The sequence below is a fragment of the Bacillus mesophilum genome (genome assembly GCF_008923265.1).
GTDB lineage: Bacteria > Bacillota > Bacilli > Bacillales > Cytobacillaceae > Cytobacillus > Cytobacillus mesophilum.
On sequence record NZ_WBOT01000012.1, the window covers coordinates 1 to 24,857 of the forward strand.

Below are 24,857 nucleotides of genomic sequence, written 5' to 3' on the forward strand. Positions count from 1 at the left end.
CCTTTTTTATAAGTTTCAGTAGGTATTACTTCTAACTTTTCAGTTACGTCATTTATTGGAAAGTCATCTCCAAACAAGCTGAAATAAACCTTTACTTGAGTCTTATTCAAGAGTAAAACACTTCAAACTAAGCCTTATATTTTTACGTTTATATACATTTATGATATCATTCCCTATTCATCTAAATGCCCCGTTAATACAATAAGCATAGCTAGACAATTATGTATAAATATAAAAATCTATACAGTTCTGCCTTGAGTAATGATTCAAAATCATTAATGAACATACTGCCAAAACATGCAATATTTAAATGCCAGAAACAGCTTTATGAGTATTTATTGTAAAGGACATTAAAATAGTTATATAGCTTTATTAGTTATTTGATCAGCTGCCATTCCAGGCAGCTTTTTTATGTAACAAACAAGACAGTTAATTTGAAGATCAGTAGTAGAAAAATGTGGTAATATATAAAAACGTTAAAGGTAATAATACCATATCAATTCTATCAATCTAAATAGGAAGTGGGAAGAAGGATGGAACAGAGTTTAGCAACACTAGCTGAAGGTATTTATCATCAAAAAACAAAGGAATATTTTGAAGAAGTTCTAAGCTCCTACGAAAACAGAAATTACAGATCAGCTATAGTAATGTTATATACCGTAGTTATTTGCGATTTAGTTTTTAAATTAAATGATCTAAGAGATGTTCACAATGATGAAAAAGCTAAAAAAATATTAGAGGACTTGGAAGTAGAAAAAGAAGAAGATCCAGTTTCACCAGCTTGGGAAAATGAACTTATTGAAAAATCGTTTAGAGAAGCTAAACTATTGGAAAACGATGTTTACACACATATTACAACTTTAAAAAAATACCGTAATCTTTCTGGACATCCAGTATTAAATTCATTAGAAATTTTATATCGACCTAATAAGGAAATGACACGTTCCCTAATTATTAATGTATTAGAAGGTTTGCTTAATAAACACCCTCTACTTACTAAAAATGTATTTATTCCATTCATGGTGGAAATGGAAAGGGTTAAAGACGATTTTTCTACTGAAGAACGGTTGCAGACGTATCTAGAATCAAAGTTTTTAGTTTATTTCAATAAGGAACTTGTTGAATACATATTTAAGCACTTATGGAAGCTTGTCTTTAAAAAGAATGACGTAAGAGAAAATAATAATAGGGATATAAATTATCGAGTACTTTTAATCTTATATAAGAAATATCAAGAATTTCTCTCTGAATATATTAAGAAAGAATCTGCTCATTTTAGTGATTTCTTAGATGGAAATACTGGAATACTAAATAAACTGGTAGATTTCTTAGCGAAATATCCAAATGTATACGGTGAATTGCAAGAACACACAAAAGAAATATTAAAAAACCGAATAAAAAGCTCGGATAAATTAGCTATTAAAAGCATCTTCTTGTTCGATACTACAAAAGAGCATTTTACACACCTAGATTCTAAAATCCATGGATACGGACATTATTATAATCAACCTTATATTCAATCATATTTGTTACAAAGCAACGATATATCCTTCTTGTTATCTAAAGCAGGAGAGGAAGATATAGACATTTTTTGTGATCTAATGATAAGTCATTATTATCACAGTGGTTCTTATGGTGCGGCTGATATTACGTTTGATCGCTGTATTAGACCCTTCCATACCAATTTTAATAAAGAACAAATGGAGCAGTTACTCGATAATGTTAACGATAATCCACAATGTTACGAGGGAAGATACGGTAGCAGGAATAAGATTCTTTTAGAAACGGCTAAAAGTTTATTAGGTGATGATGTGGAAGATAAATATTCAAACATCTTTGGATAATAGCAAAGATTGAGTTCCTGACTGTAAAAAAGTTCAGTAAGTATGGTGTTCCACTACTCTTTTCCTTATTTGTATAAAGGTTTGAAATATTGCGATTTGCACTTAAACTATCATAGTAGATAAGGAAGTTCAGTATTAGTTTTTTATAAAATTTTGAACCTATTTAATAAATAGGTTCAAAATTGATTTAAAGCCTTGTACATCTCCAGATTTTCAGGGTTTCTTGAAAGAAACCGATCCTGACGATTAAGGAAGGATCGGCACTTTGGTTGTAGTTTTCTACGTTTTAAAATATATTCAAATCGATCATTATTATAAAAGGTGATATAATCATCATTCCAAATTTTCAATTCTTCTTCATCAGTTTGAAGAAATTCGGCTAAAACATTTAATTTATCCCACATGCTTTTATTTCCTCCTCATAAGGAGAAGGTTTCCCTCCTCCATGAATATGTGAAATGCGCTACTTATTTTTATATTCTTTTTCACACGCTCCACACAAATCAATTTCATAATCAATCATATTAATATCCGATTCAGGATAATCTTCTCCGCAATTTCCGCATGTTGCCATTTCTTCATATGAATAGACTTCCTCGCCATTCAAGAAAATACGTGCATCATCACAGTGAGGATCAAATCCTGAATTTTTATATGCTTCTAGCAGTCTATCTTTGGCTTTATTAAAGTCTACTTCTTCGAATACAGTATCTATTAACCCACCTATTACACATACGCCTATATATTTAAATTGCATTTGAATACTCCTCTTCGTTTCATATTTTCTTATATAAAGCAGAAGGCGTTAGCCTTCTGCTTTGAATTTGGTTCCTAATATGTAGTCGGCTGCTTTTTGCGCCTGTGCTGCAGCTTGTACAATCATTCGACTATCATCTTTTAATTGGCGTAGCCATGACTGTATGTAAGATGCTGAATTTTCAATTGTATGATTATCAATCCCAGCAACACCGCACAGCATCGATGCTCCCAGCTCTGCTACTAGCTCCTCTTTGCTGTACACTTCATCACCAAAGGCAACACCTGCAGTTGTAATCCCTTTACGTTTTAACCTTGTTTGGTGTCCGGTACTGTGGATCATCTCATGAAAGAGAACAGAATAATGTTCCTCAGCTACTTTAAAATCTTTTATAGGCGGACAATTGATTTTGTCTAATGTCGGGTAGTAAACTGCTCTGCCCGGCATATATGTTATATCTGGAGAATTAATATATCCTTTTTTAATCTCTTCAGCCTTTTGAATTGGATCGTGATCGTATTCAATCGATTCACGCTTACTATTCAACCCATCCACTTGTGTATTAATTTCAAAGACTCGGTAATATCTCAAAAAAGGAATTTTTTCAATTTCGCCTGTGTCTGGATCTTTTTTATCCATCCAGTTCCAAAAAACAATAATTTGTGATTTTGCACCCTTTTTAACCTTACCGCCAGCATCTTTTATTTGTTTAAATGTGGCATACTCCCCAGGCTCTAATAGCATGACGTTAATTCCTCTATATGGTTTCTGAGTTACCCAATTCACAGCATTAGCATTTGTCCAAGGTTTTCTCCAAGGAATAACACCATTTTCTAATTTTTCGATTATGTTCTGAGTCACAATTTCATAAACGTTTAGTTTTTCTTTTTTTGCACTTTTTTCTTTTGAATTTGTTGTTGTTGTTTTCATGTTTTTGTCTCCTTCCTTTTGCCATGCGTAGCGTGGCATGCCCGAAAGGGTGAATTTTTCCCCTTTTGACATGGAGCACGAATCAGTAGGATAGACAACCTGTAAAGGGAACAGCACTCAAAAATTTTTCTTCCTTGCTCTTTATAAAATGGGAAGAAAAAATTTTGATGCCCCTTTACAGGTTGGCTGGCCGTCACGGGAGGGAGCTGGGAAGAGAAGCGAAGCCGAGGCTCGCCCAGCTCAAAACCGATGTCGGCCCCGTACTGATACGCTGCGCAAGGCAAAAGGGGGAAAAGGAGACAGGTTTTGACTTTATTCTTTAAAAATAAAAAAGCAGCCGGATGGCTGCTATCATTTTGATATTTAAAGGTCTTATTCGCCTTTCGGCTCGTTCAGTACGGCCGGAGGTAAATGGACCAGGAACCTACCAGGTGTAGCCGATAGGCGTACAGATGGTGGTTATCGGGGCATTTAGTGCTGAAGCGACACGTTACAGCTGGTCGAAAAGGCGATCTTCCTTTTCGTTTCAGCTGTAGTGCTGCCACCCAAAGTGCTCTTAAATCCTTCTTTTACTTGATCTTGACCTTTTAATAGCATCTAAATAGGACCACTTTCAGGACGAATTTGGAAAATTTCATCCTACAAAACACTTTATTGGATAGAAGAACCATTTTTTTACATAAGGAGAAAAGAAATTCTTATTAAAACAATATAAAACCATGGTAACTGAATATGTCTAAAGAATTTATCTATCATCTTAATAAGCCAGAACGAAATCAAAAGATCTCGGCCGGCAAACCAATTTATTAGGTGTAAAGGATCGTAAATTAACTTTTTTTCATTAATTTTAAAAAAAAACATGGAATTAGGGAGTAAACTTTGGACTTTTTTCTTTTATTTATATGAGGACTTTTTTAAGACAAACACATTGCATCAAAAAGCTCAATTGTGTTTGAACAAGTTTTCTTTAAAAGGCTTCGAACAGAGAAATCTTGAAGCTATAATGTTTCAAGCAAAACGATACAAAAAAAAGAAAACTGTCTAATCTACGATCAGTTCAAAAAAACATTAAAACAAAAGGAGCAATTTAAAATGAAAATATCAAATTCAATAGCACTTATCGCTTTAATTGTAATAACTTCTGATTCTATGTATCCGGCTCTATTCCCCACAGTGGGTAGCTTTTTATTGGAAATTAAATGGTATGTATGGGTTATCTCTATACTCATAATCATTGTTTTGGGACAAACGTATATTATTATTTTTAAAAGGGGAGCCGTACCATAAAAAAATCCCCTAATATAGGGGACAAAACAATTAGCAGATGAATAAAATACTGTAAAAAGGGAAACTATAAGCAACAAGAGTGGAATTTCAGACATTCATCATGGTGAATCCCCTGCGTTTAACAGGGGATCCAGTAAGGCTTACTGCCTGCGCCAATGACCTTCTACTTCACAGCCACTACGTAAATAGGCTTTTATCCATGTCCCTTTCCTTGAATGTGCTTTTACCATATGGCTTCTTCTATAATGCTTCGTTACGTATGTCATTTGACATACCTCCTGTTAAATTTATTCAGGAGTGAGAAGAAAGCCATGCTTGCCAAAACCGTACCCAATTTTCTCCTTTCTTGGTCAGATTTTCAGAGAAATGCTGATAATTCTATAAGATATGTCGAAAAAATCGTATGATTTCCTATATTTTCATCATGAAATGCTTTGACATCTACATATTGCATTGGTATACTCTAAAAGTAATTCAAAAAAACATACCGAAAGATACAAAGTTTTCTGACATTCTCTGTTGTTTACGGATGTTGCCCCATCTATAAACAAGCGACTAGGATAGGGAAAATGACAAACTCGTCTTTTGACCCACTCCTGTACATTTCATAGTACCAAAATTTCCAACAATTTTCAACAGAAAATCTGTTTTTTATTTGCGTGCTCTTGTCAGAAAATTCAGAAAGACATCGAATAGATGTCTTTTTTTTTGGTCTAATATACATTATCAACGCAATTTTATAGAATGAATCCAATTTTTTAAAAAATATCATTCTTCATGTTAATAATCCCACTATGTTTGCTAGTATATTATAATCTCCTTTTTTAATCTCTTTTAACACATCTCTCAATCGCAAGGCTATTAAATCCTCAACTGTCATTTCAAGATTAGGATGCAGCTCAGCCAGATCATGCAGCAACAATTCTCCTCTCAATACAGATTGTTTATACACCTTAAAAGTAACAACAGAATAAGACATACGTTTCTTCTTTTGAGCTTTTACTCTTTGCTTCAAGGAATCTAAGTCCATATCCTCTTCTAATGCTAAATAATGCTTCACTTTCAGCGTTTTATTTTCAAGTGCTGCCATCTTTGCTCTAATGGCATTTGCCAGTGTTTCAAGATCCATTCCCTGGTCAACCTGTCTTAAAAAATCCCTATATAGGAGCACAATAAGCTTGTCTACAGTAAAATACTCGTCCACTTCATCCTCAATCAGTTCATTCACTGTATTTACAAAAACTTGTGCACGTTTCAGGTCAGAAGTAGGAATTTCAATTTCTAAACGTGCATATTTGGATTCAAATATACGGTTTATAATTTCACCAGTATTATCAAGGACTGCATTACTTAATAGGTTTAAACGGCTGTATTTCTTCATTATTCAACGATCCTCCTTTTTGCATGTACAAAACAACTGAAAATACGATGCTGTAAAAAACCTTTCTTTCTGACATATTTAAACGTATGGCCAATTCCTCTGTTTCCGTTTTTTCAAGTTGATTAGGTTTGATGGTCTTGTAAATTCCGGTATCTTTATAAGCTAAAGAATCATTTATCAGTTCAGGATGCCTAAGTCCAAACCGTAGCAGCATTGTTATAAATTCAGTAATGGTTTTTGCTTGCAGCTGATCTTTTCTCATTTTAAACATGCGCTTTAGTAATATGTTTTCTTGCTCGCTTACAGGAAATTTCCTTGGATCGGTTTTATCAAAACGAGTTTTGCGTAATGAAGGTTCCTTTTTTGCATTGTTTTTTGCTGGAACGTTAATCGGCACGATTGGTTTTATTCTCATGCTGCCCCTTCCCTCCCTTCTTTCAAAACTGTCTTCCTGGTGTTTTTCTCAGAGTCGTAATTCCATAATTCCAGTTTGTATATATCTATGAGAGAGAGTAGGAGAGTATGATGTTTACTACAAATTATTTATGGCCATAATAATGCTAAAAAATTAAGAGGATGGATCGTATTGAAACTGGATAAAAACTTGGCCAAAAAAATAGCATCTGCAGCTAATAAAGCATCTAAAGATTTGGGTCTACTATCTGATAAAAAAGCTAAAAAATGATCGTAAGAGGTATGCAGCTACTAGTTGAACAATCAATATAACAAAAAACCCTCACTCTTAAGGAGCAAGGGCGAAATCATATTCAATATTTTAATTCCCTCTAAAATCGTGGAGCTTAGTACTTAATTCTTCATTCAAGTTAATGAAATCTAATAAGTATTCCTTCGTAATGACAAACTGAGTTCTATCTTCTTCAAAAGCGAGTAACTTTTGCTCGCCATCACTCGTTACTTGCACACTATTAATAATTTTATTTCTCATTTTAACAATTTCGTAAAATAATGAGGAAATAGATTCATCTGAATGTTTTGTTATAGTTTCCTGTATTGGTTCCCTAAGCCCTCCGGCAGGAGTTTCAATTAACTCATACCAGGTGTATGCTTTATCAACATCCTTTTTTAAGATGTTTTCAATGATAAACCCTTTGTTTGAGTTAAACGCACAGACTGCGCTTCCAATCAGTTCTCTATATTCATCAGATGGTAAAGCTTGCTTCGTGTAATTTTCGTACATCTCCATCTTCCCTTCAGATCTTATATCACAGCAATTAGCGATCCATACCACGCTCTTGCGGAGATAAGAAGTTTTTTTTCAAAGCTAAATTAGGTTGTCTACTTTCTAAACAGTTTTCAATTAGATCTGCCAGAGGATGATGATCTACTTTAGATCTAATAAATGTTTCTAAAGCCTTGTTTTTATCAACCTTGCTCCAATCTAGGTTATAACCATTTCTACAAGCTAATGTTCGAATAAATTCTCTTTGGGATCTCCCATTTCCTTCACGGAAGGGATGAAGTACATTTATTTCGGCCATATAATAGGCAGCACGTTCAGAAAAACTTTTATAATCCAAGCCGGCTAAATGTTTTTCTTTTTTTAACTGGTTAAAAATAACGTCAGCTGCAGGTTGAAGGTAATTTACGTCTGCAAACGGAAAGCCTTTTGAAATATTTTCCGTTCTTATCTCCCCAGCAAATGAGTATAAGTCTTGAAAAATATAGGCATGAATCTTTTTCAGATGCTGCATGTCAAAGGATCCCTTAATAGGATTCTTTTGAAGATCCAACAACCTTTTTGCTGTTAATCCAGCATCCAATGTGTCTAGCACCTGTTGATCCTTCACATTGAACTTATTTTTTAATATTTCTGTTCCTGGATAACAGTATTTAGATTGATATTCACCCATTACCTTTGGCTACCTTCAATAATTCTTTTTTATATTCCTCAAACGAGATTTCTCCCTTAGACTCTTTGATTAGTAACTCTTCCATTTGTCCTGTTAAATACAGGTCTTCAATACCTAACGATGCTTTAACTGATGCGATTTGCTTTTCTAATTTGCTCATAACTTCACCTCGTTATTGTATATAATAATTATAATATAATTATATATAAAAGTCAATATTTCCATTTTTATATGCCTATTTTACCACATTTAACTAGTTATATATTTAGATCGAAATCAGATTGAATAAAGAACTTATGTTCGTATATAATAATAATCATTAAAGGAGTTGGCGATATGTTGCGTGATAGAGGTCTTAAAAAATGGCAGGGTTTTTTTATGCACGAGCATACAGGACTACTTCAAATGGATGCCCAGGAAGATAAAAAAATTGCTAAGCCTGTACTAGATCAGCAAGAGCTAGAAGAGATTGGAATTGTCGTTATGGAGTCTCTTCACTACACATTGGATATAAAGGTAACTGTGTGGCAAAATGGTTATTTTATGAATCATTTAGGTATTGTAAACAAACTAGATTATTTAATGAAGTATATAGTCCTTGAAAAAGATGATGAAAGTATAAAAATTATGATTGTTGATATTACTGCTGTAGAGAGGTATTAATCATGACCAGGATACCTGAAAAAGATCGAGATTTGATTGAAAAAGCTATGTATCTTCCAATGCTGATCGTTGTTTTGGAAAAAGATCTTAAAGTGATTGATAAGGCCTTATTTAAACTTAAGCAGCCGTATATTAACCTTGTTGAGGATACACTAAAGGCTGTTCAGCGTGATCTTAAAGTAGTAAAAGAACGGATGAGAAAAGAAAATATGAAGGTGCAGCAGACCTCTCACGACGAAGCGTTTACGCAATTCAGCTTTATATGGAAGGGTTATGAGGAAAAACACAGCTATTTTAATCCAGCAATAAGAAATAGAGTACATTCATTATTAGAATACTACCTTTACAAGCGATTTAATTCATAATTAAAATTTTCGTATAGCAAAAAAAAGAATTTTCACTATGTTTAAGATGCTGTCATTATGCTATATACTGGTAATATCAGAAAATTCAAATTACGAGGTGGTGTTCATAGTGGAAAAAAGTCAGTCCGAAAAGGTTTCAAATATTAAATACAAAAGAATGGATAATGACCCAGACATAAAAAGGACTATAACAGAAATAGAGCGCTTAATCTTAGGTGAAAAAGGTATCGGTTTAATGGATGCTTTAAAAATAACACCAGGAAGAGTCCAAAAGCAGCTTGATGATGAATGGGATCAGGAGTTTGAACGTATTTTAGAAGACAATAAGGATTATATTTTTTGGGAAGCTCGTAAACGAAGTGCAGCACATGTACATAAATGGATTGAAGAGCAAAAAAATGAAATTAATGAGGAGGATCTTCTAAGCAGAATGCAAGAAGGTCTAAAACTAGCAGAAATTGAAGTTGTCCGTGAGTTACTAGAAAGAGAAGGTTTAATTTAGATTAGTATATTTAAAAATTTCTAAAAACGTATATTGGATAACTCTTTTAATGGTATAATAATAAATAGAGCTATGTGACGGGGTGGCGATCAATATCCTCCGATTGGAGGTGAGATCATGGATTTGCCTACAGCTACATTCGTAGTATTATTTATCGGATTAGTCGTACAAATCATCATTGCAACAAAAAAATAACCCACCCTGTCCTGACCGACTAAGTGGATTATTCTATCCCAATAGTTTATTTCAGATCGCTACTGCGACACATAGTTTGACCAGGGTATGTCCGTACCTTGGTCTTTTTTATTATGCACTAAAACATTTAAAACTAAACGTATTCTCTAGGTGCAGTTATAACATTAATGCATCTTATAATGTTTCATCTGACTTGATTATAGCATATATTACTATGTAATATACAAAAATGAGTAACATGGATCAATTATTTTATATAAAAAATATATAAATTTCATATAAGATGATGATTTGTATCAAGTTATTGTTTTGATTTCTTCTTAGGGAAGATAAAAGTCAGCCTTTTTTCAGTCGTGTTATAGGATAACTTTGCATCAAATGTACCTGTTCCGTCTTTCTTTTTAAACCCTTTAATAACATCTGTCATATTTTGATCCAACAATTTAATTGCTTGCTTAGTTGTTAATTGTTTTTCTAAAAAGATTCCAGGTAATATGAATTCGCATGTTTTTTTATAGTTCTCACAAAGATAATATTGCTTTCCTATCAGCACTTTTCCCCCACATAAACGACATTTCCCTATAGTCCGGTCCTCTACCGTTGGGAATTTAAAAGTGATTTTATTGTCTGAATTAATATGTAGGGATGCCGTATACTCCTTCCCTCCCTTGTTCTGAAATCCAGGCAGGAAATCTGTATAGCCCTTTGTAAGCAACTTCTTCACCTGCACTGTCGGTAACTTTAATCCAGCCACTTCTGCAGGAATACTAAACTGGCAGCCACTTTTAAATTCTGAGCAAGCATAGAATTGTTTCTTATCCTTTGTTTTTACATTCACTATATGACCTTTATTACACTTTGGGCAAACCCCTAAGGATCGATCTTCAGCCGTAGGAAATTTAAACTTAAAGTTACCATCTTCAGCAATTAAAAACGCCTCAAATGTACCCTGTTCACCTTTAAACCCCTTGATAAGATCCGTCTTTCCTTCTTCTATCAATTTCTTTATCTGACCTTCAGGAATTGCTTTTCCTTTTATCTCTTTAGGAAAAGTAATTTTACATTCAGGATAGCAACTGCAGCCGTAAAATTTCCCTTTATTTATGAGCCTTCCCTCTTTGCAAAGGCAGGAGCAAATTTCAATTTGCTCATTGTACTTGACCATTAAATAATTGGTAACATCCTCACTTAAATTGCTCATATTCTTCACAATGAGGTTGGCCAACTCTTTTGATTTTGCAATAAACGCTTCATAAGATAGTTCTTCGTCTTTAATCTGCTCTATGCTGCCCTCTAATTCTGCTGTGAAGTCAGGATTTTTCAATTCTTCGACTGGAAAAGAATCTATATATGCTTTACCTACTTTTGAACATGTAAAAAATCCTTTTTGATCGCTTTCAATGTATCCTCTGTTTAAGAGCTTTGGTAAGAAAGTATGTTCCGTAGCTGTGGTTCCTATACGCTTTCCTTTCAATAAGTGGCTAATATCTTCATCTTCAATGTGTTTACCGGCATTCTCCATAAAAGATAGAATCGATAGCTCATTATGATATGAGGGTTTTCTTGTTTTCCCTTCTTTTATGGTAAAGTCTTTTACACTTATTTTTTGTCCTTCTTTCAACGTTGGTAGTTTAAATGTACTCTTTGTACCATCTTCTACCTCATCTTTAAATAAAGTTAGGTAACCAGGTGACTGAAGTATTTTTTCAGTACAGAAAAACTCATTACCTCTCTCATCGATTAAAATAATACTTCTTGCTAAATAGCTTGCTGACGGTAGAAACTTCCCTAAGAATCTCTTTACAACCATGTCATATAACTTTTTTTCCAAGTCAGGACGATCTTCGGAGTTATAGACTTTAGAGGTCGGCACAATAGCATAGTGAGCTGTAACCTTTTCATCATTGAATACACTATGCTTTTCCGTCACATTATTAGTGTCGATGTTGCTTATAAGCTGCTCGTATTTTTCATTTTTCTGCAACTGCCCTATTGCTTCTTTTACCTTCTCCAATCTAGATGTAGGCAAATACCTGGAATCAGATCTTGGATATGTAATATATCCTGAATCATATAAGTGCTGAATATGTTTCTGAACCACTGCAGTATTGGCTTTTAATTTAGTAATTGCATCTTTATATATGTCTGTTAAATTATAAAGATTTTTAGGGTTTTTCTTCTTTTTCTTTTCTTCAAAACTTTTCACTATTAATTGTTGGCCAACTAATTGCTCCCCTTTCTCTTTCAATGGCTCTGGATTTAATTGCTGCTTTTCTGTTTTTAGTTCTGCCGTGAATCCTTCAGATAGATCAATTTCTAAATTATAAAAAGAGCTTTCTTTAAAACTTTCAACTTCAATTTCACGCTTCCTAATCTCTGCTAATAAACACATTTGAATTCTTCCGGAAGAAAGTAAGAATTGATTGTTAGCTAATTTTGTTGTACTGGCCCTTGTTATAGTAGTACCTAATAAATGATCAAGATATTGCCTTGCCCTTGCAGCTGCAGCTAAAGAATCAAATTGAGATCCAGGTAATAACGCATTAAAAGCAGCCTCTAATTCATCAGCTTCATGAGAAGACTTAAAGATACGTGAGACAGGCTTATTGCTTTGAGCATATTCATATATCTCTCGAAAGATAAGTTCACCTTCACGGTCATTATCTGCAGCATTAATAATGTGTTCTACATCATTTCTGTTGATTAATTTGGTGATAAATTCTAATTGTTCCTTTGTATCCAATTTAGGTTGATATTTTAAATCTAAAAATATGGGAAGATCCTCAAATAAAAACCTTTTATATTTAGGATCGTGATTCTCTGGATTCTGGACTTCTAATAAATGGCCACTAGCCCACGTTACTATATAATCTTTGTTTTCTACATATCCAAAGTAAGGTTTGCTACCTATTTCTCTTTTGGACCCATTAAATCTAGGCAATTGTAAAATTTGGTTAGCTACTTTCGGTTTTTCTGCAATTATTAAAGTTTTACTCAAATTCTCCACCTCCATTTTGTTAATATCATTATAACATAATGATATTTACAAAAAGACGAAGATATTTAAGTTAATGTTGTTTAACAATAAGTAAAAAAAACATTTCGTATCCGACACTTATTAAGAAAATAAGGTCAAACTTTAAAAATTATTTAAAATTTGACCTTACAATATAGAAAATTCTCAATATAATATGTATATCTTTCTCACTTCCCGGTAATACTAGTATAGAAGTTTCTAATGCCACACCTTTGACCATTGATAATTACATATGTCTGAGAATCTCATTTTAAGAGAATTAGATGAGTAACTCATCGAAGGGACACACTTAATTTCGTTCTACTGTTTTACTGGAGACGGAGGGCTTCCGAAGGACTCACCTGTCGAAAATATTACTACTTAAAGTTCTCGTACAGAAGTACATATAATGGTAAAATGAAATCGGCAGGTGCTCATCTTCATCTTTTTTTGAAAGGAGGATGAGCTTTATGAGAAAAAAGAGTATGTCTGAAAAAGAGGCTAACGCTTACAAAGTCCAAGCAGAAGGAAAAGCCGCCCTTGTGGCAGCTTGGGTCCCATTCCTAACACGACTAGTCACCGTTGCAGGTTTGGTTGTCCTGGCCTTACTTGGCATGGATGCTGGACCACTTAAACCAGTTCTCGACCTAGTTACAAGTTTCATGCAGTAATACCTAAACATATTATAAGGATTTATTAACCAAAATATACGAGCCGTAAAGCTGTGAAGTACGTTTTGATGTGGCCTCGTCACCCATATTAAGACTTGAAAAGCAGTATGCCCCTGTCATCGAATACTCCACTCAAAAAGATGGGAGTATATGAGGCGAACGATCCTTTCTAATATGTATATGCGAACACGAAAAAAAGCCCTCTAGTCAGGAGGACTTTTTTAATTGTTGGAATCATTTGCAGTGATGCCAACTAGAACACTCGGTCAAAAGTGTTCTTAACCCCTTGGTTAATTACCTAGTAGGGCTCACCTATGAGCTTCTACTCTATGCTTGTTGGTGGGGATCGAACCCATTACCCAACTTTCTGCGATCTTCGAATGGTTCACACCCATACGAATTCGTAACGATTTCTAAAAAACTCGAAGTCGACTCCACTCGGCTTCATGAGAAAAATATGTCCAATATCAGTATATCACTCCACGAAGGATTGTAAACAATAAAAGATATGACATATGATACCAAGAGTTTTCGACAAAACGAACTTTATTTAACTCTTCTGACATATTAGGCTCCCTATTCAGTAGAAAGGCTATCTACTGCATCTTGTAATCCCTTCTTTTTTGGTGATGTGTAGATTCTTGTAGTATCTAAATCATTATGACCAAGTAATGCTGCCACGTAGGTTATCGGTTGATTATTTTGTAGTAAATCATTCGCAAATGTATGACGCAAAGTGTGCGGTGTTAGATCTTTTATATTGGTTTTTTCTACAAGCTTCTCAAACAAATAATAAATTCCACTAGTCGTTAATCTAGAACCTTTCTGAGAAACCAGCAAAGCATCTGTCTGAAACTTAATATCTTTTCGGACCTTCATCCACTCACTAAGGACGTTTGATAAATTTTTGTTCATCGGAATGTCTCTAGCTGCTTGTCCTTTCCCTTCTCTAACTTGTATATAGCCATCTTTAAAATCATAAATACTTAAATTTACAATTTCACTTATTCTCAGGCCAGCATGTAAACCTAAATAAATGATTAGCTTATTCCTAAGATATCTCGAATAATTTTTAGTTTTAAGTACTGGATCATCTATTACTCTAAGTAGTATTCTTTTTTCCTTATTTTCTAACCATCTAGGAGTATACTCTGTTTTTAATAACTGGGGTTTAATAGCTTCTGCTGGATTATCAAGTATAATGTTTGATTCTTGTAAAAAACGAAAAAAGGATTTTATTCCTTCAATATAATTATTGATAGTTTTAATAGATAAAGGCTCACCATTTTTCTTTTTCTTTTCTTTTAATAAATACTTTTTCCATTCCTCCAAATCAATAGATCTAACTTTTTGAATGTCTATTTCCTCTTTATATAGTTGGAGGAACCATGTACTAAAATAATTAATTACTTTAATATAGCTGTTTGCTGTATTTTCCGTTTTCCCATTCTTTCTTAACCACTCCAAATATTTACCAATTTGAGTTTCAATCAATTTCATCCATATTTGCCACCTTTGTGTTATTCTTTAAAATAGGTGGCTCCTGGAAAAGGATAGTGCTGTAACACTACCCTTTCAATTATTCTTTTTGCTGACCGCAAAGTACCAGGGGCTGCTTTCGTAATAACAAATGAACATTCATCTACACTACAAATATACAGAGGCATCATGCCTTCATCCTCTTCACTTTGTGAAAAAATCAACTCAATCTCTTCACCAGAAATGTATATCCTAACAAACCCAAACTGCTCCAATACCCCATACTTACAATATGGACAATTCATTAGTATACCTTCAATTCATGATTATTTTTATCCCATAATCTAACCTTTAAGCTATCATCAGTGCAAGTAGGCTCTATCCAGGCTATTTCGTTATTTTTATATTTTCCTCCAAATAATTTCTGATATAACTTTGAGTCATACATCAACCTAATTTTTTCAATTTGTTTTGACTCAACGTTTTCATGTACCATTTGACTATGCTGCAGCCCTAAAAACTCGTCGTTATTTACAATTCTCATTTCAGGGATTTCAGAAAGTACCTCTATCCTTTTACGCCCAATGTTCTTTTCTGTTACTTCATCAGCAAAATAATAGTCGCTTGAATACGCTGAAGCAGATCCGAAAATTAACACAAAACCAATATGTACTGTTGAAGTTCCAATTGATTGGTTAGTAAAAAGATCTACTAAGATTTTCAATAGCTTGGTTTTCTCTGTCTTAGCGTTAATTTGATACGAACAATTATTTCTCAGATGACTGACACTAGAAATAGGGTAAATCCATTCTGCTCTGTCTAAATAGATGGGCTTCCTAATAATTAATGGTAAAGACTGTTCTTTCTCAAAGGCCATTATGCAATCCTTAAAATTATTTTCTTCCATCGTTCCCTCCAATTATTCTTTATTAAAACAAAAACGAATTATCTACTGTTTTTGTTAATTATATTATACCGAATTATCTACTGTTTTTCCATGAATAAGCATAAATAAAGAGAAGATAATTCTACATTATCTTCTCTTTATTTTTATGTTAGCTGCAGCCAACTTGTACATTCCAATGTGCTTGTCATTTAGACTAATTTAAATGATATCCAATTTATTCGACAAATGTTCATTTAAGTCTTATTTGAATGAAACTAATTTCTTTATACTTCGTATATGAAATAAAAAAAATTAAGGAGTATTGACTATGCTAAACATCGTTCAAATTTTCAGCATTATTGTTCCAGTAATATTCACCATTTCTGGCGCTTTAATGGGTGTTAATACGTTAAATGCAAAAACAAGTATTGGTAGATCATTAATGACAGATGAGCAAAGAATTAAAGTAAAGTATTACAATTACATACAAATCTCAATTTTATTAGCAACAACAGCTACTTTTATTATGGCATCACACACACTTCCAAATGATATTTCTACCTTTATAGGTGTATTCTTGATTAACCTTGCTTTATTTCTTTTAGCTGTTCCTGTAATTATTATGTGGATTGTCAACTTTTGCTTTAAAAGTCATTATAAATATAAATTTCATCATGATGACCTCGGAGATTTATATATAATAAGAATGCTTGATCAAGAAACCTGTATTTGTTCTACCGATGCTAATTTAATGTACACTGAAGATCCTAACGAATATTATTTAATCCCATTGGAAAAAGTTAAAGATAAGAAACTTATCCAAGAAAAAATCACTAAGCCCAACCGTAAATTTTGGCAAAATTTAATGGACTACTAGTATTAGTTATAAATCAATTTTAATTAAATGGAAATATCATCTCTCTTAACAAAGTTTCCTTTTTCTAAGTCTTTATAAATCGGATGATCCATTGCATCCCACCAAAACAACATCTTAAGATCTGATGGTAATACCTTTTCAATTGCTAACACTAAATCCGTACATGTTTCTAAAACAGAAGGCAAGTCATTATAATTTGAATTTATTAACGGCAATAAGTGTGAACTGTCGCTTTCCTCAAAAGCTGAAGCATGGATAAGTCTATTTCTAGTCTGGTTTAGAGTTTTATAACTCTTATGCAATTTCTTAATGTTAGCAATATCACTTTTATTATGTTCTGTTTTAAATTCTGGAATTATTAACTTATCAATAATCTGATTATCGTCTGGTAATTGAGACTTAATGAACCCTTTTGCCTTTTCTGTTTTTAGAGGGTATTCACCTTTTTGAATATTATAAAATACATAATATATATAAGATTCAACAAAAGTGACACCTTGTATCCATGAAGAGATAAATAAAGCTTGTAACTCACTGTTAAGAAGTCGGAGCTTTTTCATGTCTTTATTAAAAACTTGTTCTATTTGTTCTATTTTCAACTCTTCCTGTTTATCTAAAAACATATTCCATAAAGAAACTAAGTTTGCATATGTAAGAAAGTCCGGAAAAGACGGTACAAGTCCCTGCTTTAGATCAAACTCAATCCAATGGTGATTACTCATATTGGGATTGAAATTTTTTTGTATATGTGAAAATAATAATTTTAAATCTATTATTCGGTCTAATTCTTCAAACTTTAATAAATAGCGTTTGCCTTTTAACTTATGATCAATCGCTTTTCTCATTAATTCTATTATGGTATCTGCTGTTTTTTTTGTACTTGGATCTTTCACAAATAAATTCTTCAATTGACCTTGAACAATTTTTTCAATCTCTTTTGAGTGTTCTTCAGCCAAATACAACTTAGGAAAAGCCAGTATTCCTTCACAAAATTGCATATTTTCTAAGAGTGTATGTTGTTTTTTTTGTTCATTTCCAACCATTAAAGATGCAACAAAAATCATTACTAAGCCATTTTTATATGATTTTTTAGGATTACCACTTAATCTTGATATAGACTTGCTACTATATAAAACCTTCAAAACTTGGTAATTTATCATAAGCTTCTTCCCTCAACTCTTTATCTAGATGTTCCAGTTACGTCTATACATATACTATTTAACTGTTAAAAAAGCTTGAATGATTCTTCCGGAATTTATGAATATACTGTAGTTGGTGTGATGAATCACTTTCAAGTAAACCATCAATATTTCTCCAAAACACCAAAATCTCAGGAATAGTATCTCTTATGTACTTAACATCCTTTTGGAATAATGCGTTTGGCAGCCCTCTTGTTTCTCTAGCGATCCTATTAACAATCCATTGTCGAGTATAAAGATTGGAGCCCATAAGACCAAGGCTAAGTAATTCAATTGTATCTAAGCCACTTTGTAAAAGATCTGCAGTTAGCTTGAATAGGTCCTCACTACTCATTTTTCCGACTTTACTTTCAAACATAAAAATTTCTTCATACGTTATCGGCTGATTCAAGTCTTTAATTTTTTGTTTATTCTGCGTATTCCTGGTTACTTCTTCGAGTATATACTCGCTTACACCTCTTATAGTAGCCAAACTATAATCATACACGCCACTAGGCAGGTCTTTTTGTAGATGAGTCAACAAATCAATTATAACTCGATAAATATAATCCAATTGTCCGGATGATAATGAAACGGATTCCCTATCAATGTTTAAGTAATCTTGGACAACATCCGCCAAAATCATTAATTCATATTTACTTGGCTGATCTGCCAAAGCTTTTAGTTTTTTGACTGGTTCATCTTTGGAATACTTAGTCTGTATATCGAAAGATATATCTCTATATTTTTTTTCTTCATTATGTCTATATATTTCAGGATTTAGTTTTCTATTAAACATATTAACCTCCAATTTTTAAAATGAAAAATTCTATCTTTGATTTAGTAGCTACATACATTAACATGTAGGTAAGACCAGTACTTAGTGACTGGTGGAAGTCTTTTTGTAGAACACATGAAACATTAAAGACTGAGCTTGCAAGTTAGCAGTACCTAAAAATTTATAACCATTTGTAAGATTAGTATCAATGTCATGACCTGTTCCATAAGTTCTAACCTCTACTTTTTGTTGTTTGTCTTCTTTTGTATTCACTAAAGCGTATATAACTATATCTTCTCCTTGTGTTTCTACCGAAAGCAGCTCACAACCAAAAGGCATATCAATTTCATTCAATGTTCCTGCTTTAAGAACATACTTCCAAATTGTATTGTTCATTATAAAAACCTCTTTCCAAATTAGTTGTATTGTTTTTATTACGATTCTAAAATCCCAAACGTTTGCTATTTTCATTATCTATTTAAAATTAATAACTTTACCTTTTCACTCGGACCAGGTGACCTTCTTTAATTAAAAGTTCATCATTACCCGAATGTAACCTTATAGGATCTCCCGTTTTAAAAGACCATTCATATCTACCAGGTATCCAGCCTGTACCAAACTTAATTTCTAATAAAGAACCTGCGTGAATTGGTTTACCATTAATGAAGTGCCTCAATCCCCCTCCATCTGGTCCTACTTCAATCGTTCCCTCTATGTATGAATCATCTACCTTCGTAATCATTGGATCAGTTTCTTTTGTATATTTATAGCATTCATTCCTTGGTCCATTTGATTTAGGTTCTAACCAGTCAACATCATCATATAGTGTTCCATAATTTGAAAAAATCTCTGGACGGAAAAGAAGTCTTACATTATGAAATCCAGGATTTCTTTCCCAATCTTCTTTCTCGTGTTCTCTTCTTAAAGCAAACCAGGTATCTGCAATAAAGCCATCATTACCAATTAATCGAAATTCAGGAATACTGTTATACAAATCAACTCTCTTTTTCCCAATTAAATTCTCTTTTATGTCATCACGAATATAATCACTAAAATATTGGCCATAAATATAAAAGAAACCAAGATGAATAAGGTGTATAGGAGTTTCTCCAAGCTTGTGTAAATCTAATAATTCCTTCAGTTGCTGCCTTCTCACTTCCAGATTGGATGCAAAGTGATAATGAGCTTGATCACGATTAACTAAGTTATAAAAGGTATCACTTGGATAGACATAAGATTGATCTGTTCTATTTCCATAATCTCTGTAAATGCTAGGAATATAGTATCTACTTACTTTTTGTAAAAAACCTGATACATTTAATTTTGTTTCCTCCAATTCCTCAACCCCTTTTATTTAGCTTCCCCTTGATTAGTGCTGCCTTTATTTAGAATGTGATTTCCTTTAACCCATGCCAATACAAAATAAATAACGAATAGCAATCCAATACAGAAAGAAATTATTTCACTCATAGATAATTGTGAAAAAGCATCTACTATCATCTGAATAACACTAAAAACGAAATCAAACATTGTAAGCATAATCCCTCCTTATACAATTGTCGTTACTTCCCAATCATAAAAGTACAAGCAATGACCATTGCCCTTCACCTTAATCATGTCTTTGCGATCGTTAATAAAAACAACCTTTCCACTCATTTGTTTAAGTTCACCATTAATATCTTCAAATTCAATAGTAACCTTTTGATTTGCATTAACTTCTTTAAATGAAACTGTCATGAATAGCAGCTCCTTTCAAATGATAATACAATTTATTTATTTGACTCTTCTTGATCCAATTCTACTTTATATTCTTCTGTTTCATTATAAGGCATAACAATAATTTCCTCTTGCAAATAATAAGTAAATAACATTATTTATCCTCCTTTGTTAAATTATGAAGCCGATCCTAAGACCGGCTTCCCATCCTTTGTTCTTGAATAGAATATATTAATTTATCCAATTTTTGACTAACTTCAATTACACGTTCATCCATGAACCCATATTCATCCGCCAATCCGATCAGTTCACTTCTTAACTTTTCAACTTGCTGATTTATAGAAAACATCTGAAATTTACTCAATACTTCACACTCCCATCTTTCACTTTTACAGCATCTAATTCACGCTCACGTAATGCTTTAGCCTCATGCGAAAAGTTAAAATGTTTTGATAGACACATAGGACAATTTTCGGGTTCTACATTGTTCATCACAGCAAAAAGCTGACCACAATGTCTTTCTCCACAAAAATACATGTCAATTGAGTAAGGCAAGGTCTACACCTCTTTCTTCACTCTCTACTGGAACAATAATTTTTTGGCCAGGATAAATCATTTGATTATGTAGATTATTTTCTTCAACTATCCAATCTGCAATATTATTGGTATTTTTATTCATACTAACATCTAAAGTTTCAGCAATAGACCACACTGTATCACCTGATTCAACTACTATTTCTATGTAATCTTTCTCTTCAAATATATAACTTAGAACAGGGAATAAAAATACTTGTAAAAGTAATATTAACAAAACGGTTTTAACCCATTTTTTCAGTTTCATAATATAACCACCTTTATAATTATAATATAATTATATATAATTTAATATTGAAATTACTTACCATTCTTTAAAATGGTAACTCTACTAAAAACTCTAATGGCATACAGAGTAGACTGTTTATCATCCTTCCTTTTTCCTTAATGATTTGTTGTTTGTTCCGATTTTATAAACCTTTTGCTCACCTCTCTTATTATAATTATAATATAATAATATACAAAAGTCAAAGTCTAATTTTATATTTAATAGAATGATTACTAAAATCTTATATAATTCTTTTCTTTCCTTGCAAGATTTGGCTGCTGCAGCAGACTTACAAAAGATGCTATTAAATTTATTTAATCTTGCCTCGGTAATCAACCTGACAACCATCACCATAAACGAAAAGAGTTTAATATGTAGATTTAAAAGAGAGTTGTACTGTTTGAAAAAATGACGCACCGTTTTAAATAAAGTTATACTGTTCTTATGTAGCAAAGGGTGCAGATTAGTTTGAATATAATGTTAAAATCAGATAAAAAGAGCAATAACGATGCTTACTCTTTCTTTTATAGCGATGATAGAAATGATAGCACACTTTGGTGATATATATACGGAGAATGGGGGAAATAGTCAATGACATTGATAGTCGCTTATACATGGCAGGACAAAATCATTATTATGGCAGACAGCAGGTCATCTGCAAGGAATGATGAAGGGAAAATGATAGATTACAGTGACGAAGAGTATAAAATCATTCCTGTTCAGAACAAAATTGCCATTGGACATGCTGGATTACAAAAAGCGTATCTAGGCGAAGGTCAATATTTCAACTTAAATAAAATAACGGAATATTTTATTGAAGTTAATCAACAAATTATAACGGAGGCAACAGGAGAACAATTGCTAACAGGCCTTGTGGAGATGTGGAACAGAACACTAAGTGAAAAGTTGAAACGAAATCCTTTTACCTTAGACAATCGTTTTTCCCTATTACTAGCAAAGTTTGAAGTAATCGAAGGCGGGGAATTAAAGCCCCAAATCCATGCCTATCAATCACATTTCCAAGAATTTAATTGGCGAGGAAGCAAGGCAATCATAGGAGATGATGCGGTGTATCCAATTATGATGTCATATTATGAAACTAATACAGATGATTGGACATTTAAAAAGACATTAGATTTTTATCTTAAAGGATTTGAGGAAGTTATGGAACAAGTAGAAACCGTCGGAGGTCCAATTGACGTCTATGTACTGGACGCGATTCATAATAATTCCTATTGGCAAAAACATAAACCTAACAACTAGGTTGTTATTGCATATCGAGTTCTTTTTGGCTTAATTAAAGTATTTCTTATTGAACTAAGGGTGTGTTAGTAGTATAAGTTAATTGCATTTTTTCACTATAACTTTACAAATCTACATAATAAAGGTGTCTTCATAATGAAGACACCTTTATTAAACTCCCGATCAATACATAGATTCTATTGGTGTTATTATTTTTCCATCCTTGGTTTTTAAACTAATAAACTTTTTCATGCCATCCCTAAATTCTAACTCAATCTGATATTCTGTAGCTCCATCATCCAAAACCTCCACTGTTAATACTCTTGCTATAACTAGCTCCTTATTGATCTTTATTTTCTCTCCGGCTTCTTTGGCATACTTTATAAATTCTTCTTCACTCATTGGACCAATATCTTTATCTAACATTTCCAGTTCAAACAAATTAATAAGAAGGGTGTAATCTTTCCCTACTAATTCTTGTAAGAAAGCCTTCATAACATAATCGTCAAGTTCTTCAGGTTTTATGTATTCAGTCTCCCCTTCAATTCCTTCAAACTCTTCTTCGTCAGCGTCTTTAGCAGCTGTTGCAGATTCTTGCTGTTGTTGCTGATCTTTATCGAATGAAATGTTATTTAATGCATAAAATACAATCGTCAATATAATGAAAAGGACTATTAGCATTATATTTCGTAACTTCTCATTTTTTAAGAGATTCATATATTCCACCTATCTAATATTAGGGAAGAATTGCAACGGATCCACAGGCTCCCCATTAACTTTAATTTGAAAATCTAAATGGACAGCATAGGCATTGTCTATAATCGTCGTTCTTGTACCTCCTGAACCTCCCATTACACCAATAACTTGGCCTTTTGTTACCTTCTGTCCTACATTGACGTTATATGCTTGCAAATGAATATATCTAGAAATCACATTATTATCATGTTGAACAAACACGCTGCGGCCACCACCTGTTATGGGACCAACTTGAATGACTACACCATCTGCCATACTCCAAACTTGGTCACCAGCAACCCCAGGTGTTACAGCTCCAATGTCTACTGCCCCATGTACTTCACCATATCTAAAATCTGCTGTAGAAATGAATGTGTCGGTAACTCTTGTTGATTTAGTTGGCCATACCCAGTTATTAGCTCCAATCATTTCAGGCGATATACTCCCAGCTGTACAACCAGGATGCTCATAGTACTGAGTTAAAATCTTTTGAGCGTGTGTAGGCGTTCCTAAGCCTTGGCCAGCATTTGCCATTATAGTACTTGAATATAGCTGTGCTACTTCAACTGAATACTTACCTCCATTTTCTTTAATCCAAGTCGCAAAATACGGCCCGAAATTGTAAGTTTGTAATGCTATAGCTATATCATAATTAGCATGTTGGATTACAGATTTAAATTCCAAAACACCTACATGAATAGAATCTTCAGGATTAGTAATACATCCAATTCTGGCTGCACCAAACTTTCCTTTACATGATGATATTATATTGGCACTGCCACTTTCTGAAGCTTGCATTGGATCATTCCCTTTACCTCCGGACTCAGCCATCATCATTGATTTGATTATCTCTGTATATTGGCCAATACCGTAACGATCAGCGTATTTTTTTATTGTAGCTGTATATGCTTGCACTGTAGCATTAGCTTTCGCCTTTCCATCGGGTGACACATTGTTTACACAGGCTCCAGGTATTAATCCCATATACTGATGTTCAGGATATAATTCTTGAAAAACACCACTTTTTTGAATATCGTAAAATTCTTCTATCTGTTTCTTAGTGAAATTCGCATCTGCCATCGCTTCTTCAGCTGTTAGTTGTATTAAAGTAACTCGCCTGGAATTACTGCTATTTATTGAATCAATAATAGCTTTAATTGATGATTCAGATGACATTCCACGTAAAAATGCTTTTACTTGACTATAACCTTTTGCAGTTTCAGAATAAGTTACTTTCTCAGGAATGTGTTCAAACCCTATACACTCACCATCTTTCACTTCTGTACAGTCATACCTAGCTGGCTCAAATTCTTCATAACGTAGTTCTATAAAATGTTTTGCTGAGTCATTAGGATCTCTTCCAACAAGCTCATTATTATACTTCACCATGTCTAAGGTAATAAGATCTTGCCACGATATAGATAACTCATTTCCTACTTGAATATATTTTTGAATATCCTCATCTTCTCCTCCTGGTAAAAAGGCAGCCATCAAGAGAACCGGAATCATTAAAATTAAAGTGATTGCTATAAATAGTACAACTAGTATGTGTTTCCAATATTTCTTTAATAGCAGCCCTGTTTTCACCAAAGCTCCAACTGACAAAATTTCTCCTCCTTTGA

The 24,857-nt window shown here is 33.1% G+C and carries 30 protein-coding genes; 7 read left to right on the forward strand and 23 right to left on the reverse strand.

The features are described from left to right. Positions 1–533: 533 nt before the first annotated feature. The gene (locus F7732_RS21040; RefSeq protein WP_151575988.1) at positions 534–1,844 is read left to right on the forward strand and encodes a hypothetical protein; all 1,311 of its coding nucleotides are present in this window, start codon (positions 534–536) and stop codon (positions 1,842–1,844) included. Positions 1,845–2,020: 176 nt separating this feature from the next. On the opposite strand, the gene F7732_RS21045 is transcribed toward F7732_RS21040, so the two are convergent. The 9 genes from F7732_RS21045 to F7732_RS22725 form a co-directional block, all read right to left on the reverse strand. Further along, on the reverse strand, positions 2,021–2,248 hold the full coding sequence (locus F7732_RS21045) for a hypothetical protein (protein WP_151575989.1): 228 nt from the start codon (positions 2,246–2,248) through the stop codon (positions 2,021–2,023). 59 nt (positions 2,249–2,307) lie between these two features. After that, on the reverse strand, positions 2,308–2,601 hold the full coding sequence (locus F7732_RS21050; RefSeq protein ID WP_151575990.1) for a hypothetical protein: 294 nt from the start codon (positions 2,599–2,601) through the stop codon (positions 2,308–2,310). A gap of 48 nt (positions 2,602–2,649) precedes the next feature. Continuing rightward, positions 2,650–3,531 (reverse strand): ArdC family protein, encoded by an 882-nt coding sequence (locus F7732_RS21055; RefSeq protein WP_151575991.1) that lies wholly within the window; start codon positions 3,529–3,531, stop codon positions 2,650–2,652. Between the two features lie 1,427 nt (positions 3,532–4,958). Further along, positions 4,959–5,084 carry a hypothetical protein gene (locus tag F7732_RS23320; protein WP_275670941.1) on the reverse strand — a complete coding sequence of 42 codons (126 nt, stop codon included), beginning with the start codon at positions 5,082–5,084 and terminating at the stop codon, positions 4,959–4,961. A gap of 509 nt (positions 5,085–5,593) precedes the next feature. Next, a complete protein-coding gene (locus tag F7732_RS21060) occupies positions 5,594–6,199 on the reverse strand; it encodes a hypothetical protein (RefSeq protein WP_151575992.1) in 606 nt (201 codons plus the stop codon). Beyond that, the gene (locus tag F7732_RS21065) at positions 6,165–6,614 is read right to left on the reverse strand and encodes a hypothetical protein (RefSeq protein WP_151575993.1); all 450 of its coding nucleotides are present in this window, start codon (positions 6,612–6,614) and stop codon (positions 6,165–6,167) included. The genes F7732_RS21060 and F7732_RS21065 overlap by 35 nt, the downstream gene beginning before the upstream one ends. 360 nt (positions 6,615–6,974) lie before the next feature. Next, positions 6,975–7,397, reverse strand: a complete 423-nt coding sequence (locus F7732_RS21070) for a selenium binding protein (RefSeq protein ID WP_151575994.1) — start codon at positions 7,395–7,397, stop codon at positions 6,975–6,977. A gap of 34 nt (positions 7,398–7,431) precedes the next feature. Beyond that, positions 7,432–8,070, reverse strand: coding sequence for a Fic/DOC family protein (locus F7732_RS21075; protein WP_151575995.1), 639 nt, complete (start codon positions 8,068–8,070; stop codon positions 7,432–7,434). Beyond that, positions 8,063–8,230 (reverse strand): antitoxin VbhA family protein, encoded by a 168-nt coding sequence (locus F7732_RS22725; RefSeq protein ID WP_161598926.1) that lies wholly within the window; start codon positions 8,228–8,230, stop codon positions 8,063–8,065. Before F7732_RS22725 ends, F7732_RS21075 begins: the two co-directional genes overlap by 8 nt. A gap of 176 nt (positions 8,231–8,406) precedes the next feature. Here F7732_RS22725 and F7732_RS21080 point away from each other — a divergent pair, with 176 nt between their 5' ends. From F7732_RS21080 to F7732_RS21090, 3 genes are all read left to right on the forward strand, one after another. Continuing rightward, entirely contained in the window at positions 8,407–8,733 is a 327-nt protein-coding gene (locus F7732_RS21080; RefSeq protein ID WP_151575996.1) for a YolD-like family protein, read from the forward strand. Between the two features lie 2 nt (positions 8,734–8,735). Further along, positions 8,736–9,098: a YhjD family protein gene (locus tag F7732_RS21085; RefSeq protein WP_151575997.1), complete on the forward strand. Its 363-nt coding sequence runs from the start codon at positions 8,736–8,738 to the stop codon at positions 9,096–9,098. Between the two features lie 109 nt (positions 9,099–9,207). Continuing rightward, positions 9,208–9,600: a hypothetical protein gene (locus F7732_RS21090; RefSeq protein ID WP_151575998.1), complete on the forward strand. Its 393-nt coding sequence runs from the start codon at positions 9,208–9,210 to the stop codon at positions 9,598–9,600. A gap of 496 nt (positions 9,601–10,096) precedes the next feature. Here F7732_RS21090 and F7732_RS21095 read toward each other — a convergent pair whose 3' ends face one another. Next, positions 10,097–12,793, reverse strand: a complete 2,697-nt coding sequence (locus F7732_RS21095) for a type IA DNA topoisomerase (RefSeq protein ID WP_151575999.1) — start codon at positions 12,791–12,793, stop codon at positions 10,097–10,099. Positions 12,794–13,281: 488 nt separating this feature from the next. Here F7732_RS21095 and F7732_RS21100 point away from each other — a divergent pair, with 488 nt between their 5' ends. Then, complete coding sequence (locus F7732_RS21100) at positions 13,282–13,482, forward strand: hypothetical protein (protein ID WP_151576000.1); 201 nt, start codon at positions 13,282–13,284, stop codon at positions 13,480–13,482. A gap of 576 nt (positions 13,483–14,058) precedes the next feature. Here the strand turns inward: F7732_RS21100 and F7732_RS21105 are convergent. From F7732_RS21105 to F7732_RS21115, 3 genes are read right to left on the reverse strand one after another with little or no spacing between them, the layout of a single operon-like run. Then, entirely contained in the window at positions 14,059–14,982 is a 924-nt protein-coding gene (locus F7732_RS21105) for a tyrosine-type recombinase/integrase (RefSeq protein ID WP_151576001.1), read from the reverse strand. Between the two features lie 20 nt (positions 14,983–15,002). Then, positions 15,003–15,266: a hypothetical protein gene (locus F7732_RS21110; RefSeq protein ID WP_151576002.1), complete on the reverse strand. Its 264-nt coding sequence runs from the start codon at positions 15,264–15,266 to the stop codon at positions 15,003–15,005. Then, the gene (locus tag F7732_RS21115) at positions 15,266–15,868 is read right to left on the reverse strand and encodes a hypothetical protein (protein ID WP_151576003.1); all 603 of its coding nucleotides are present in this window, start codon (positions 15,866–15,868) and stop codon (positions 15,266–15,268) included. Before F7732_RS21115 ends, F7732_RS21110 begins: the two co-directional genes overlap by 1 nt. A 307-nt stretch (positions 15,869–16,175) precedes the next feature. On the opposite strand from F7732_RS21115, the gene F7732_RS21120 reads away from it, so the two are divergent. Then, positions 16,176–16,724 carry a hypothetical protein gene (locus F7732_RS21120; RefSeq protein ID WP_151576004.1) on the forward strand — a complete coding sequence of 183 codons (549 nt, stop codon included), beginning with the start codon at positions 16,176–16,178 and terminating at the stop codon, positions 16,722–16,724. Between the two features lie 23 nt (positions 16,725–16,747). Here the strand turns inward: F7732_RS21120 and F7732_RS21125 are convergent, their stop codons facing one another. From F7732_RS21125 to yneA, 8 genes are all read right to left on the reverse strand, one after another. Next, a complete protein-coding gene (locus F7732_RS21125) occupies positions 16,748–17,884 on the reverse strand; it encodes a hypothetical protein (protein WP_151576005.1) in 1,137 nt (378 codons plus the stop codon). Positions 17,885–17,942: 58 nt separating this feature from the next. Then, positions 17,943–18,701 (reverse strand): hypothetical protein, encoded by a 759-nt coding sequence (locus F7732_RS21130; RefSeq protein ID WP_151576006.1) that lies wholly within the window; start codon positions 18,699–18,701, stop codon positions 17,943–17,945. Between the two features lie 81 nt (positions 18,702–18,782). Next, positions 18,783–19,076: a DUF7352 domain-containing protein gene (locus F7732_RS21135; protein ID WP_151576007.1), complete on the reverse strand. Its 294-nt coding sequence runs from the start codon at positions 19,074–19,076 to the stop codon at positions 18,783–18,785. Between the two features lie 97 nt (positions 19,077–19,173). Continuing rightward, positions 19,174–20,016, reverse strand: coding sequence for a hypothetical protein (locus F7732_RS22890; RefSeq protein ID WP_192913073.1), 843 nt, complete (start codon positions 20,014–20,016; stop codon positions 19,174–19,176). 14 nt (positions 20,017–20,030) lie between these two features. Next, on the reverse strand, positions 20,031–20,210 hold the full coding sequence (locus F7732_RS21140; protein ID WP_151576008.1) for a hypothetical protein: 180 nt from the start codon (positions 20,208–20,210) through the stop codon (positions 20,031–20,033). Between the two features lie 18 nt (positions 20,211–20,228). Next, the gene (locus F7732_RS21145) at positions 20,229–20,417 is read right to left on the reverse strand and encodes a hypothetical protein (protein ID WP_151576009.1); all 189 of its coding nucleotides are present in this window, start codon (positions 20,415–20,417) and stop codon (positions 20,229–20,231) included. Between the two features lie 169 nt (positions 20,418–20,586). Continuing rightward, positions 20,587–20,760 carry an aspartyl-phosphate phosphatase Spo0E family protein gene (locus tag F7732_RS21150; protein WP_205068227.1) on the reverse strand — a complete coding sequence of 58 codons (174 nt, stop codon included), beginning with the start codon at positions 20,758–20,760 and terminating at the stop codon, positions 20,587–20,589. A gap of 174 nt (positions 20,761–20,934) precedes the next feature. Further along, positions 20,935–21,237 carry a cell division suppressor protein YneA gene (gene yneA, locus F7732_RS21155; RefSeq protein WP_151576010.1) on the reverse strand — a complete coding sequence of 101 codons (303 nt, stop codon included), beginning with the start codon at positions 21,235–21,237 and terminating at the stop codon, positions 20,935–20,937. Between the two features lie 612 nt (positions 21,238–21,849). Between yneA and F7732_RS21160 the strand changes: the two genes are divergently transcribed. Further along, positions 21,850–22,521 (forward strand): Ntn hydrolase family protein, encoded by a 672-nt coding sequence (locus F7732_RS21160; protein ID WP_151576011.1) that lies wholly within the window; start codon positions 21,850–21,852, stop codon positions 22,519–22,521. Between the two features lie 162 nt (positions 22,522–22,683). Here F7732_RS21160 and F7732_RS21165 read toward each other — a convergent pair whose 3' ends face one another. Then, positions 22,684–23,217, reverse strand: a complete 534-nt coding sequence (locus F7732_RS21165; protein WP_151576012.1) for a hypothetical protein — start codon at positions 23,215–23,217, stop codon at positions 22,684–22,686. Positions 23,218–23,226: 9 nt separating this feature from the next. Further along, positions 23,227–24,840 (reverse strand): lysozyme family protein, encoded by a 1,614-nt coding sequence (locus F7732_RS21170; RefSeq protein ID WP_151576013.1) that lies wholly within the window; start codon positions 24,838–24,840, stop codon positions 23,227–23,229. Between the last annotated feature and the right edge of the window lie 17 nt (positions 24,841–24,857).